10 protein-coding genes are annotated in these 12002 nt (G+C 71.4%); 7 read left to right on the forward strand and 3 right to left on the reverse strand.

Annotated elements, in window-relative coordinates; translation table 11 throughout:
• The first annotated feature begins 1 nt into the window (after position 1).
• From KGD87_RS24765 to KGD87_RS24775, 3 genes are all read left to right on the forward strand, one after another.
• On the forward strand, positions 2-1267 hold the full coding sequence (locus KGD87_RS24765) for an SO2930 family diheme c-type cytochrome (protein WP_284663064.1): 1266 nt from the start codon (positions 2-4) through the stop codon (positions 1265-1267).
• Between the two features lie 117 nt (positions 1268-1384).
• A complete protein-coding gene (locus KGD87_RS24770; RefSeq protein ID WP_284663066.1) occupies positions 1385-2428 on the forward strand; it encodes an ABC transporter substrate-binding protein in 1044 nt (347 codons plus the stop codon).
• Positions 2425-4098 carry an ABC transporter permease gene (locus KGD87_RS24775; RefSeq protein ID WP_284663067.1) on the forward strand — a complete coding sequence of 558 codons (1674 nt, stop codon included), beginning with the start codon at positions 2425-2427 and terminating at the stop codon, positions 4096-4098. The genes KGD87_RS24770 and KGD87_RS24775 overlap by 4 nt, the downstream gene beginning before the upstream one ends.
• Positions 4099-4167: 69 nt before the next feature.
• On the opposite strand, the gene KGD87_RS24780 is transcribed toward KGD87_RS24775, so the two are convergent.
• The gene (locus KGD87_RS24780; RefSeq protein WP_176411679.1) at positions 4168-4371 is read right to left on the reverse strand and encodes a hypothetical protein; all 204 of its coding nucleotides are present in this window, start codon (positions 4369-4371) and stop codon (positions 4168-4170) included.
• 74 nt (positions 4372-4445) lie between these two features.
• On the opposite strand from KGD87_RS24780, the gene KGD87_RS24785 reads away from it, so the two are divergent.
• Complete coding sequence (locus KGD87_RS24785; RefSeq protein ID WP_284663069.1) at positions 4446-5552, forward strand: hypothetical protein; 1107 nt, start codon at positions 4446-4448, stop codon at positions 5550-5552.
• A 7-nt stretch (positions 5553-5559) separates the two neighbouring features.
• On the opposite strand, the gene KGD87_RS24790 is transcribed toward KGD87_RS24785, so the two are convergent.
• Positions 5560-7464 carry a hypothetical protein gene (locus KGD87_RS24790; RefSeq protein ID WP_284663071.1) on the reverse strand — a complete coding sequence of 635 codons (1905 nt, stop codon included), beginning with the start codon at positions 7462-7464 and terminating at the stop codon, positions 5560-5562.
• A gap of 141 nt (positions 7465-7605) precedes the next feature.
• Here KGD87_RS24790 and KGD87_RS24795 point away from each other — a divergent pair, with 141 nt between their 5' ends.
• On the forward strand, positions 7606-8667 hold the full coding sequence (locus tag KGD87_RS24795; protein WP_284663073.1) for a DapH/DapD/GlmU-related protein: 1062 nt from the start codon (positions 7606-7608) through the stop codon (positions 8665-8667).
• Positions 8668-8680: 13 nt separating this feature from the next.
• Here the strand turns inward: KGD87_RS24795 and KGD87_RS24800 are convergent, their stop codons facing one another.
• Positions 8681-9100, reverse strand: a complete 420-nt coding sequence (locus tag KGD87_RS24800; RefSeq protein WP_284663074.1) for a 2TM domain-containing protein — start codon at positions 9098-9100, stop codon at positions 8681-8683.
• Positions 9101-9209: 109 nt separating this feature from the next.
• On the opposite strand from KGD87_RS24800, the gene KGD87_RS24805 reads away from it, so the two are divergent.
• Both KGD87_RS24805 and KGD87_RS24810 read left to right on the forward strand, forming a co-directional pair.
• Positions 9210-10457 carry a trypsin-like serine peptidase gene (locus tag KGD87_RS24805; RefSeq protein ID WP_284663075.1) on the forward strand — a complete coding sequence of 416 codons (1248 nt, stop codon included), beginning with the start codon at positions 9210-9212 and terminating at the stop codon, positions 10455-10457.
• 114 nt (positions 10458-10571) lie between these two features.
• The gene (locus KGD87_RS24810; RefSeq protein WP_284663076.1) at positions 10572-11993 is read left to right on the forward strand and encodes an ATP-binding protein; all 1422 of its coding nucleotides are present in this window, start codon (positions 10572-10574) and stop codon (positions 11991-11993) included.
• The last annotated feature ends 9 nt before the right edge of the window (positions 11994-12002 follow it).

Here is a 12002-nt window from a genome sequence, read left to right on the forward strand (position 1 = left end):
CATGCACAGGCCGTTCATCCCGGGACTGGGCCTCGCCGCGGTGCTGGTGACCGCGGCGCTGGCCTCGTGCGGCGGTGACAAGGACGGCGTGACGCCGGACGCCGGAGGCGGGTTCGAGTTCGACTCCGGGTACCCGCCCGAGGACAGCGGCACCCCGGACGCGGGTGACGACGACGCGGGCACGGGTGACGCGGGCGCGGACGCCGGCACGCCCGACGACGCCGGCACGCCCGACGACGCGGGGACGCCAGACGCCGGGCCCGCGTTTCCGCCCAGCACCCTGTCGGGCTTCGGCCTCTTCACCGGGACACCCGCGTCGGGTGGGCTCCAGCCGGTGGAGGGGAACATCCCCTATGCGCTGACCACGCCGCTCTTCTCCGACTACTCGGTGAAGTCCCGCACGCTGTTCATCCCGCCGGATGCGCAGGCTGGATACTCGGCCCACGACGTGCTGGACCTGCCGGTGGGCACCATCATCACCAAGACGTTCGCCTTCCCCGCGGACCTCCGCGCCCCGGAAGAGAACGTGCGCGTCATCGAGACGCGCGTGCTGGTGCGCAGGCCCGGCGGCTGGGAGGCCTTTCCCTACTTCTGGAACGACGCCCAGACGGAGGCCACGCTGGCCAACGGCGGCCGCGTCGTCCGCGGCGTGCGCTTCATGGGCGAGGACGGCGTGGAGCGGACGCTGGACTACCTGGTGCCCAGCAAGAACCAGTGCCTGAAGTGCCACCATCTCCAGGACGCCCAGGAGAACCAGGTGCTGTTGCCCATTGGCGTGAAGGCCCGCTACCTCAACCAGGACCATGATTACGGCGACGGGCCCATCAACCAGCTCCAGCACCTGGCCAACCTGGGCCGGCTGACGGGGCTGCCTCCCATCGACCAGGTCCCCCGCGAGCCGAACGCGTTCGACGCGGAGGCGGGCTCGCTGGAGCGGCGCGCGCGCGCCTACCTGGACATCAACTGCGCGCATTGCCACAACCCGAAGGGGACGGCGGGCACCACCAGCCGGCTGTTCCTCAACGTGGACAACACGGATGAGTTCACGTTGGGCGTGTGCAAACGGCCGGGCTCCGCGGGCGGCGGGGTGGGCGGTGAGTTCGACATCGTCCCCGGCGACCATTCGGTGTCCATCCTCTGGTACCGCATGCACACCGAGGAGTCGGGGAAGATGATGCCGGAGCTGGGCCGCGTGCTTCGCCACGACCAGGGCTCACGGCTCATCGCCGACTGGATTGACGCCATGCCTGCGCGGTCCTGCAGGTAGGTCCGAGGCCAGACGAGCGGCCCCTCCGTGCCCGGTGCGCGGAGGGGCTTCTCGTTTCCAAGGCGTGACGGCCGCGCCGCGTGACAGGGCGCGCGGGTGCCGCATAATCGCGGGCACATGTCCCTGCCCACGCTGCTCCGGGCCGCGGGTGCCGCCGCGCTCGTCCTGCTCGCCGCCTGCCGCATCGAGTCCGCCGCGCCCTCGGCCGGGCCCACGCTGGCGCGCGAGGGCACGCCCTCCGGAGACGTCTGGGTCTACACGTCCATGTACCGGCACGTCCTGGACGCGCTGGAGCCGCTGCTGAAGGCGCGGCTGCCCGGCGTCCGGGTGCGCTGGTATCAGGCGGGCAGTGAGAAGGTGGCCAGCCGGCTGGAGGCGGAGCGCGCCGCCGGGGCCATCCGCGCGGACCTGCTGGCCACGTCCGACCCGTTCCTCTACGAGCGGCTGGCCCGTGAAGGCGCCCTGCTCCGCTACGCCTCGCCCAACGTGCTCCGCGTGCCCCGCGGCCTGGTGGACCTGGACGCGCGCTACGCGGCCCTGCGCCTGTCCACCATGGTCCTGGTGCACCGCAAGGGCGGGCCCCCGCCGCCCACCTCCTTCGCGGCGCTCGCGGAAGGTCCGTGGACGGGGCGCGTGGCGATTGGAGACCCGCTGACGTCGGGCACCGCCTTCACCTGGGCCGTGTTCTGCGACGCGAAGCACGGCGCGTCCTTCTTCCCGGGGCTGCGCCAGCGCGGCGCCATCGTCGCGGGAGGCAACGCGGCGGTGCTCCAGAAGGTGGAGAGCGGCGAGGCGGATGCGGGCGTGCTGCTCCTGGAGAACGCGCTCGCGGCCCAGGCCCGCGGCAGTCCCATCCAGGTGGTGTGGCCCACCGATGGCGCCGTCGTCATCCCCGGCCCCGCGGCCCTCTTCGCGACGACGCCCAACCCCGTGGCGGCGAAGGCGGTGGTGGACGTGCTGCTGTCCCCCGAAGGCCAGCGCATCATCGTGGAGCAGGGAGACATGCACGCGGTGGACCCCAGGCTCGCGGGCCCCAAGGGAGAGGCCGGTGTCTCCGAGTTGCTGGAGCGCGCGCGCCCATGGACACCCGAGCTGCTCGAACGGGGGCTCGCGCGGGGCGGCGCCGTGAAGGAGCGCTTCCGCCAGGCCTTCTCACGATGAGCGCGGCGGCGCCCAAGTCCCAGTGGCTGGGGCTCGGCCTGTGGCTGGTGCCGGTGCTCTGCTTTTCCGTGCTCCCAGTGGCCGCGCTGCTCTGGCGAGGCCTGGGGCCCGCCGGGACGGGGGGCCTTGGCTGGCTGCTCGCCGAAGGTGGGGCGCTGGGGAACACGCTGCGCATCGCCACGGGCGCGGCGGTGCTCGCCTTCATCCTGGGGACACCGCTGGCGCTGGTGCTGCAACGCACCGACCTGCCCCTGCGCGGGGCCTTCACGGTGCTGTTCACCCTGCCCTCCGCCGTGCCCGCGTTCATCTGGGGCATGGGCTGGCTGTCGCTCGCGAGCCCGCGCGCGGGGTACCTCAACCGGCTGCTCGGCGCTGACACCTTCGACATCTACGGCCCCGCGGGCATCGCCTTCGTGGAGGGCGTGTCGGGCCTCCCGCTGGTGCTGCTGGCGGGCGCGGCGGCCCTGCGGCGCGTGGACCCGGCGCTGGAGGAAGCCGCGCGCGTCTGCGGGGCTTCGACGGTCCGGGCGCTGCTGACGACGACGCTGCCGCTGGCGCTGCCCTCCCTGCTGTCTGGCGCGGTCATGGTGTTCCTCATGGCGGCCTCGTCCTTCGGCGTGCCGTACCTGCTGGGCGTGTCGGCCTCGCCGCCCACACGCGTACTCACCACGCGCATCTATGAACTGGTGCTGATGGGCGGTGACGAGGGCCTGGCGCGCGCCGCGCAACTGGCGACTTCGCTGCTGCTGCTCGCCCCCCTGGCGATGCTCGTGACGTGGGCGCTGGGCCGCGCTGGCCGCGTCCGCCTCGGCGCGGGCAAGGGCCTGTCCTCCCGTCCCTTCCCGCTGGGGCGCGCACGCGGGCTCGTCCTGGGCGCGGTGGGCCTGACGGCCGCGGTGCTGGTGCTGCTCCCGCTGGGGGCCATCCTCCTCACGTCGCTCCAGCGCAGCTTCGGCGCGGCGCTGACGTGGGAGACGCTGACGCTGACGCACTGGGCGGGCGTGCTGCTGGAGCCGCGCACGTTGCAGGCCACGGGGCGCAGCGTCCTGCTGGCGGCGGGCGCGGGTGTCCTGGTGTGTGGCCTGGGGCTCGCGGCGGCGGTGCTGCGACGCGGGCTGCGCCGCCTGGGCACGGGCGTGGAGGCGCTGGCGGTGTGGCCCTACGCGGTGCCGGGGACGGTGCTGGCCCTGGCGCTGCTGCTCGCGTTCTCCCGGGACGTGCGCTTCATCCTGATGGACCGCGTCGCCTTCGTGCTCGCGCTGGCCCACACGCCGTGGCTGCTGCTCATCGCCTACGTGGCGAAGTACCTCGCGCTGGGCGCGCGCAACAGCGAGGAGGCGCTCGCGCAGCTGGACGCCTCGCTCACCGAGGCCGCGCGCGTGAGTGGCGCCGGCCCCTGGCGCGCGTTCATGGATGCGCCCCTGCCCTTGCTGCGGCCGGCGCTCACCGCGGCCTTCGTCCTGGCGTTCCTCGCGTGCGCGACGGAAATCACGATGTCCGTCCTGCTGGTGCCCGCGGGGACCGAGGTGCTCGGGACGCTGCTGTTCGAACTCCAGAGCTACGCGGACCCCGCCGCCGCCGCGGTGCTGGCGTGTGCCTTCATCGCGCTGGTGGTGGTGGGACAGGCCCTGCTCGCGCTGCTGACGCGGCGGCCCGTGGACACGCGGTGAGGGCGGAGGCGTCCGGCACCGCCAGGAAGCCGCCAGCTCCCTGGCGAGGTCGTCAGCCCCTGTACGCCATTACATGCACGCGCAGTACATGCCCCGGATGCAGTGCCCGAAACCCTCACCGCAGAAGTAGTCACAGTCCGAGTTGCGCACGCAGATGGCCTGCGCGGACTCAGGCGCGTTGGCCTCGGCCGTGGAGGGCATGAACGCCATTCCGAAACCCGCCGTCAGTCCCACACCCAGCGCCATCAGCATCGCAATTCCATTCTTCTTCATCGCGTGACTCCTTTCGGGGAGCCTTTAGCCTAACAACAAACGGCGGCGGCCGGGGTAGGCTCCGCCACCGCCGCATGAGCGACTTCCGACGCGCCACCCGTGACGACAACGCCGCGCTGCTCGACCTGTTCGGCGCGGTGCCCATGCAGGGCGACCTGGTCCTCTCCTCGCGGCGAGCACCCGACTACTTCGGCCTCTACGCCATGCAGCGCGGAGAGACGGAGGTCTGGGTCCACGGCGAGCCCGGCCGGCTGGACGGCATGGGCGCCGTGCACGTGCGCGACGGCTGGCTGGAGGGCCGTCCGTGCCGGGTGGGCTACCTGGGCGACCTGCGCACCCGCTTCTCCGCGCGCCGGAGCCGCGGGCTCGCGCGCTTCTATGGGCCCATGCTCGAGGAGAGCGCCCAGCGGATGGGGGTGGACACCTTCCTCACGGCCGTCATGGCCTCCAATGCCACCGCGCTCCAGGCGCTCGTGCGGCGGCGACCCGGGCGCGTGAGCCAGCCGCGCTACGTACTGCTCCGCCGCTTCTCCGCCGTGTCCATCCAGTTCATGCGCCGCCGCCGTCCCCCGCGAAGCGCCTTCGCCGTGCGGCGCGCCACGCCCGCGGACGTCCCCGCCGTCTCGGCGTTGCTGGATGCCGACCACCGCGCCCGTCCCTTCGGCTACCGCTTCGACACGGGGGAGCTGGCGCACCGCCTGTCCCACTGGCCCGGGCTGCGAATCGAAGACACCTACCTGGCCTTCGACGCGGCAGGCGCGCTGGTGGGCTGCACCACCGCCTGGAACCCCGAGGCCGTGAAGCGCTACCGCGTCCATGCCTACCGTGGAAGCATGCGCTGGGTCCGGTGGGGATGGAACACGCTGGCCACCACGGTCCGCGCACCGCGCCTGCCCGCGCCGGGCAGTGACTTCCGCTACTTCTATCTCTGCAACACCAGCGTGCGCGGAGAAGACCCGGCAATCTTGAACGCGCTCGTGGAGCGGGTGTACGCGGACTTTCACGGCCAGGGCTTCCACTTCTTCACGCTGTACCAGGACGAAGTGGACCCGCTGGCGCCCGCGCTGAAGGGCTTCCTCCAGCGACGGCTCGACTTCCACCTCTACGCCGTGACGCCCGCCTCACGTCCTCGGGACACCTTCCCCGCCGGACGGACCGGCTTCGAAATCTGCCTGCCCTGACGCACGCTCACTCCGCCTGGAGCGTGAAGCGCCAGGGGACCTGCTCCAGGCCGGAGGCGCCAGCGAAGGTCAGCACATGGAGGCCGGAGCGGTCCGCGACGAACCGTCCGTCCCGCACGGCCCACGGCAGACCGCCGGGCGCCATGAGCGACACCTGAAGCGCTCCCGCCTCCAGGTCCAGCCGGTAGGCACGGCCCGCCTCCAACCCGACGGAGAACACATCCGCGTCGATGGCCGTCTGCACCACGCCCGACACCGTGGCCGGCAGCGTCAGGGCATGAGCCGTCCCACCGTGGTCGCCGTAGTCATCGACGGCCACGTGCTCCAGCAGCAAGGAGAACGCCTCCGCGCCATTCAGGGGCTGGAACATCATCGTGACGGGCGCCGCGTTCCAGGCGCTGAAGAGGTGGCGTCCGCCGCCCAGTTCCAGGATGCCCACCGCGCCCCGAGGGTTGAAGGACAGGTTCGGAGCGGGCGCGTAGGACGCCAGGTAGATGCCCCGGTCCTCGGCCTGGAAGACGACGGCGTCCGTGTCTTGCGGTGTCTCGAAGAGGCCCGAGAGCGGGGTCCCCGGCGTGATGAGCGTCGCCGTTTGCGGCGAGTCCCCGTGGTCATCCACGCCCGCATCCACCAACGTCAGCAAGAAGGAGTGCGCCCAGAGGTCGCCGCCATCGACGAGGAGGTAGTACGTCCCCGCGCGCTCCACTCGGGCCCGCAGCCGGTCCGTGTCCGCCAGGGCCACGTTCCCCCCGTTCGCATCCACCACCTGGGCCGACCACCGCCCGGCCCCCTCCGTCCGCACCGTGTAGACATGCCCGGGCGCCCCCGTGAAGGAGAAGACCTCCACGTCCTCACGCGACTGGAGGGTGACTGGCACCGGGATGCCCGCCGTCACGGCGGTGGCGGTCTCCAGCGTGTCGCCATGCTCATCGGGGCCCAGGTCCTCGAAGCGGCAGGTGGAGTCCACCGGGGTGACGCCCTCCGGCCTCAGCACCACGAACCAGTCACGCTCGGACGTCGCAAGCAGGTTCACCGCGAGCGGCGCCCCTGACGAGCCCTGCGAAACATCCGCGACCGCGCCAACAGAGGACAGCAGCATCATCTGAAGGAGCAGCCCGGGCGCCTGCTCGCAGATGAAGCGGTAGCCATGCCCCACCCGCGAACGGAAGGTGAACACATCCACGTCAGCGGACGAGGCGAGCCTCACCGGGAACGGAGCGCCAGCGCCCTCCCGCAGGAGGGTGGCTTCTTCCAACGTATCCCCGTGGTCGTCCACGCCCAGCGACATCAGGTGGTACGTGTAGCGCCCGTGTGAGCGCCCGCCAGAGACCTCGAAGTACCAGGTGCCCGCGGCGAGCGTGGGCAACCCCAAGATAGTGGCGCCCTCGACATCGACGGGCATGTCCCGCGTGTTCCCAGCCGCGTCCAGCAACCGCACCCGGCACTCCGACAGGGTCAGCCGCGTGCATGAGAAGCGGTACATGCCGCGCTCCGCCACGGTGATGGCGAACACGTCCCGGTCCCGCAGCTCCTCGCGCAGGCCCTCCTCGATGCGGCCCTCCTGGGGCGACATGGGGAGCGTCAGCACCGCCGCGCTGTCGGGCGAGCCCCCATGGTCATCCGGCTGCTTGAAGGCGGCGACCGAGCACGTCAACCCCGCGGCATCTTCCCACGGTCCGCAGCGGCACATGGGCTGCCCCGCGTTGGAGAAGCAGGTGCCCGCGGTGCACCGCAGCCCCGCGCAGGCCACCTCATCCCCGGGCACCTCCACGGTGTTGCACGACGCCAACCCCAGCGCGAGGAGCAGGACCCCCGGAAGCAGCCCCAGGGGCCGCGCCAACAACCAGCACCTGCTGCGCACGGTGGGCGGGGCGGTGTCCCCTGCTCCGTTGGAGTCCTGCGTCAACACCATGCCGAAAGCATAGAACAGGACGCTGGCGCTACAACCGCGTCCAGGGCAAGGCCCGGCCCGGCGACCGTCGGACGCTGGACAACCTACCTGCGCCGTCGGGCCGTCGGGCCGCGGCGCGCGTGGGTGTAGGGTGCCGCGTCAATGGCCATCAGCTTGCCGCACGAAAGTGCGCTCGCGGTGCCTGCCGGGGGGGACGCGCACTTCAGCCTCTCCAGCAGCGCGCGGGTGCTGGGTACTCTCCACCTGGGTCCTGGAGCCAACATCGCGCAAGGCGCGGTGGTGCGCTCGCATGACGGCGCCGTGCGGTTGGGCGCTGGCTCAGCCGTGTTGGAGAACGGTGTCATCATCGGGATGCCGCAGCACCCCGTCTCGGTGGGAGAGCGCACCTTCCTCGACCACCGCAGCGTCGTGCTGGGCGCGGAGGTCGGCGCGCTCTGCGACGTGGGAGGTGGCTCCATCCTCATGCCCGGTGCGCGAATCGGCACGCGCTGCCTGCTGGGGGAAGGAACGCTCATTCCAGCGGGCACCGTGGTGCCGGACGACTCCGTCGTCGTGGGCCGCCCCGGCCGCATTCTCCGCCGAACCACCGCGGATGATTTGGAACGGCTCCGGAAGCGGCGCGGCGGAAGCCTCGACCTGCCGGGCCAACCACTCACCGCTTTCTCCGCGAGAGATCGCGCAGAGGACGCTCCCATGGGACAGCTCTATACGTTTCGCGACAAGCACCCACTGATACACCCCACCGCCACCCTCTTCTCCTCGGCGGAGGTGACGGGGGACGTCATCATCGGCCCGGGTTGCATCATTGGCGCCGGGGTCAAAATCCTCGGGGACGGCAATGGCCCGGTGCGCATCGGCGCGGGCGTGCAGGTGCTGGCCAACACCGTGCTGCACCGGCTGTCGGACCATGCGCTGACGCTGGAGGACGGCGTCATCATCGGTCCGGGCTGCACGGTGCATGGCAGCCACGTGGGCGCGAACACCGTGGTGGAGCCGGGCGCCATCCTCTGTGACGGGACGCGGCTGGGACGCGGCAGCTTCGTGGGCGCGGGCAGCCTGGTGAAGCAGGGCAGCGCCTTCGTGGACGGCGCGCACGTGGAGGGCTTCCCCGCGACGCAGACAGGCACGTTGGCGTCGCTGCCGCCAGTGCCTCGCTGGGCGCTGCGGCCAGAGGACCTGCCGGGGCTGCGACGCATCGGCTAGCGCGCCCGCCCGCTCACCGCTGCCTGTCCGCGTGATTGAAGGCCGCCATCAGCGTGCCCATGGCATGGAACGCCAGTCCCATGCCCCAGCCGATGGCGGGGTACTGCACCCACCAGCTCGGCCCCGAAAACAGGTCGATGAGGGTGAGCCCACCGATGACGATGGTGTAGCTCGTCGCGTGTGACGCCAAGCCCATGTAGGCCTTGCGCATGCGGCGCTGCGCCTTGTCGCGCCCCGCGCGCGAGGCAATCACGCCCTCCACGGCGGCCTCGCTCACGCCCATCTCCCGGGCCATGGCGAGCAGGTCCTCCCGGGTGAGCGCGCGCTCCGCGTCCTGGCCCGCGAGCGCGCGGGCCGTGGCCTCGCGGATGATGTCCGCGGCTTCGTTCTGGGAGAAGCTCGAAGGTGCGCTGCGCTGCCGTGTGTCCGCCATGGGAGCGGGACGCTAGCGCGGCGTATCCGCCACGCAAAGAGAAGGAATCCCCCCACGCCCGTTCTCGCTGGCGACGCACCTGTCTTCTCAAACAGCGAAGGGGGAACTCATGCTTCGTGGCATTCGCAGGTCCATGTTCTGTGCGCTCGGCCTCATGGCCGCCGCGTGTGGTGGGGAAGCCTCACGCTCCCAGGTGGAGCCCCCCGTCCAGGTCGTCCCGGAGGCGTGGCTGGGCGAAGCCGCGGGCGCCGAGCTCCCGCACCTGGAGGCCCTGGGTGATGTCCGCATGCTGAAGGACGTGAACGCGGAGGCGTTGTACCGCGAAGCCTCGGCACGCCAGCCCGCGGGAGACACGCGCGCCGCGGCGGAGACACCGGCCCGGCCGTCCACGGAGCGCTCCTTCATTGGCATCGACGTGAAGAACAACAAGGCCTACCGTCTGCGCACCGACGCGGCCAGCCTGGGCCGCGTGGCGGAGGAGCTGGCGCGGCGCGGACTCAACGGCGCCTCGCGCGGCACGCTGGATGACGCCGCGCGACTGGAGCCGGTGAACAGCGATGAGGCCCTGACCTCCGGCACGGTCTCCGGCCAGACGTGGAGCAGCGGCGTGGACACGCGCATCCGCATGGGCCTCACGAACGGCTATGCCACGAACTCGTGGCCCTATCGAACCATCGGCCACCTGAGCGCTGGATGCTCGGGTGCGCTCGTGGGCCGCCGCGTCGTCGTCACCGCCGCCCACTGCGTCGTCAGCGCGTACAGCGGGTGGAACCCCATCTTCAACACCTTCACCGCTCGCCGCGACGGCGCCACTGCGCCGTGGGGTGTCCAGGACGCCATCTGGTACTGGGTGCCGGAGGGCTACATCAACGGCTCCTGCAACAGCGTCGCCAGCTGCAACCGCCACGACGTCGCCATCATGGTGCTCGCGGACAACTTCCCGAACGGCCACCCGGGCTGGATGGGGCACTGGAACGCGCCCACCGACACGCTCAAGACGTGGTCCACGTACATGCGCGGCTACCCCGGCTGCAGCCACGTCGCTGCCCCCGCGAGCTGCACGGCGCGCACGCTGTACGGCGACGTCAACCTGTGCAAGACGGGCAACGCCTACAGCCCGGACGCGGACGGCTGGCACCAGGAAATCGAAATCGGCTGCGACGGCAGCCCGGGCCAGAGCGGCTCGCCCATCTATTCGTATGACGCGCCCGTCTCGGGGCCGGTCGTGGTGGGCCAGTACAACCAGTACTACTGCGACGCCGCGGCCTGCGCGGGCAACGCCTTCCCGAACAGGATGGGGCACCTGACGCCCTCGTGGAACAACTCCATCAGCTACTTCAAGTCGCTCTATCCCTGAGGAGCGCGCCGGCCCGCCAGTGACGGCTTCCGGGCGCTCCACTGCCCCCGGGGGCCGTTCCGCGTCGAGAGGCCCCGACAGAATAATGAGGCGCCCACGCACCTGGTGAGGACGATGCCTCCATCCGACGCCGCAACTCTCGGGAGCAGCCACCGGCAGCCCGCCAGCGAAACGCCCGTCGGGTGTCCCCTGGAACATGACCACACGGTCCAGTTCTACGAGGACGAAGCCTTCGTCGTCGACATCGTCGAGGCCTACATCACGGGCGGGCTCGAACGCGGAGACCCGCTCATCATCATCGCCCAGGCAAACCACCGTCAGCAGCTCATCGCGCGGCTGATGGCCGCGGGCGTGGACACCGAGGCGGTCATCGCGAGCGGTCAGCTCACCCTGCTCGACGCCCGTGAGACGCTGGCGCGCTTCATGGTGGGAGGACGCCCGGACTGGGAGCGCTTCCGCGAAGTCGTCGGCACCGTGATTGAGCACAGCCTCGCGGCCGCGCGCCCCGGCGCCAAGGTACGCGCCTACGGCGAGATGGTGGATGTCCTCTGCATGGATGGGATGCCGGACGTGGCGGTGGCGCTGGAGGCACTGTGGAATGACCTCAGCGTGCTGTATCCCCTGTCCCTCCTGTGCACCTACGCCATCGGCCACTTCGGCCAGGCGGCGCACGCGCAGCCCTTCCTCGACGTCTGCAAGGCCCACGCACACGTCCTTCCCACCGAGCGCTACACACGGCTCGAAGGCCCGGCGGGGCGCCTGCGCGAGGTCAGCCTCCTCCAGCAGCGCGCCCAGGCACTGGGGGCGGAGGTCCAGCAGCGACAGCAGGCCGAGCAGGCCCTGCGCGAGGCCCTCCACCACCGGGATGAGTTCCTGGCCCTGGCCAGTCACGAGCTGAAGACGCCATTGACGGCGCTCCAGCTCCAGCTCCAATCACTCCCCTCCGCGGCGACGCGGAAGGATGGTGGCGGACGCCTGCTGGAGCGGCTGGACAAAGCCATCCGCCATACCGAGCGGCTCGCCACGCACATCGACGGGTTGCTCGACGCCTCCCGCGTGGGAGAGGGCCAGGTGCCCTTGATGAGGGAGCCGCTCGACCTGTCGCGGCTCGTCCGGGAGACGGTCGCCCGCGCCATGACTCCGGCGGCCGAGGCGGCCTGTCCCATCCACCTGACGGCGGACGTCCCTGTCGAAGGCGTGTGGGATTCGCTGCGGCTTCAGCAGGTGGTGGGCAACCTCCTGGTCAACGCCCTCAAGTACGGCAAGGGCCGTCCCATCGAGGTGCGGGTGGAGGGCGCGCCGGACCACGCGCGCATCTCCGTGAGAGACCACGGCATCGGCATTGCCCACGAGCACCAGGCGCGCATCTTCCAGCGCTTTGAACGCGCCGTTCCCTCGGGCGCCTTTGGAGGCCTGGGCCTGGGGCTCTACGCGGCCCGCCAGGTCGTGGTGGCGCACGGCGGCACCCTCCGCGTGGAGAGCGAGCCAGGCCAGGGCGCCACCTTCATCGTGGAGCTGCCCTACCGTCCGCGGTAGCGCGGCGGC

Origin of the sequence: Myxococcus sp. SDU36, assembly GCF_030168875.1 — a bacterium.
Taxonomy (GTDB): domain Bacteria; phylum Myxococcota; class Myxococcia; order Myxococcales; family Myxococcaceae; genus Myxococcus; species Myxococcus vastator.

Bases quoted from the DNA above. Each gene is read 5' to 3' on its own strand.
- KGD87_RS24770 (WP_284663066.1), top strand. From the start codon at position 1,385: ATGTCCCTGCCCACGCTGCTCCGGGCCGCGGGTGCCGCCGCGCTCGTC.
- KGD87_RS24790 (WP_284663071.1), bottom strand. From the start codon at position 7,464: ATGGTGTTGACGCAGGACTCCAACGGAGCAGGGGACACCGCCCCGCCC.
- KGD87_RS24805 (WP_284663075.1), top strand. From the start codon at position 9,210: ATGCTTCGTGGCATTCGCAGGTCCATGTTCTGTGCGCTCGGCCTCATG.
- KGD87_RS24795 (WP_284663073.1), top strand. From the start codon at position 7,606: ATGGCCATCAGCTTGCCGCACGAAAGTGCGCTCGCGGTGCCTGCCGGG.
- KGD87_RS24765 (WP_284663064.1), top strand. From the start codon at position 2: ATGCACAGGCCGTTCATCCCGGGACTGGGCCTCGCCGCGGTGCTGGTG.
- KGD87_RS24775 (WP_284663067.1), top strand. From the start codon at position 2,425: ATGAGCGCGGCGGCGCCCAAGTCCCAGTGGCTGGGGCTCGGCCTGTGG.
- KGD87_RS24810 (WP_284663076.1), top strand. From the start codon at position 10,572: ATGCCTCCATCCGACGCCGCAACTCTCGGGAGCAGCCACCGGCAGCCC.
- KGD87_RS24785 (WP_284663069.1), top strand. From the start codon at position 4,446: ATGAGCGACTTCCGACGCGCCACCCGTGACGACAACGCCGCGCTGCTC.
- KGD87_RS24780 (WP_176411679.1), bottom strand. From the start codon at position 4,371: ATGAAGAAGAATGGAATTGCGATGCTGATGGCGCTGGGTGTGGGACTG.
- KGD87_RS24800 (WP_284663074.1), bottom strand. From the start codon at position 9,100: ATGGCGGACACACGGCAGCGCAGCGCACCTTCGAGCTTCTCCCAGAAC.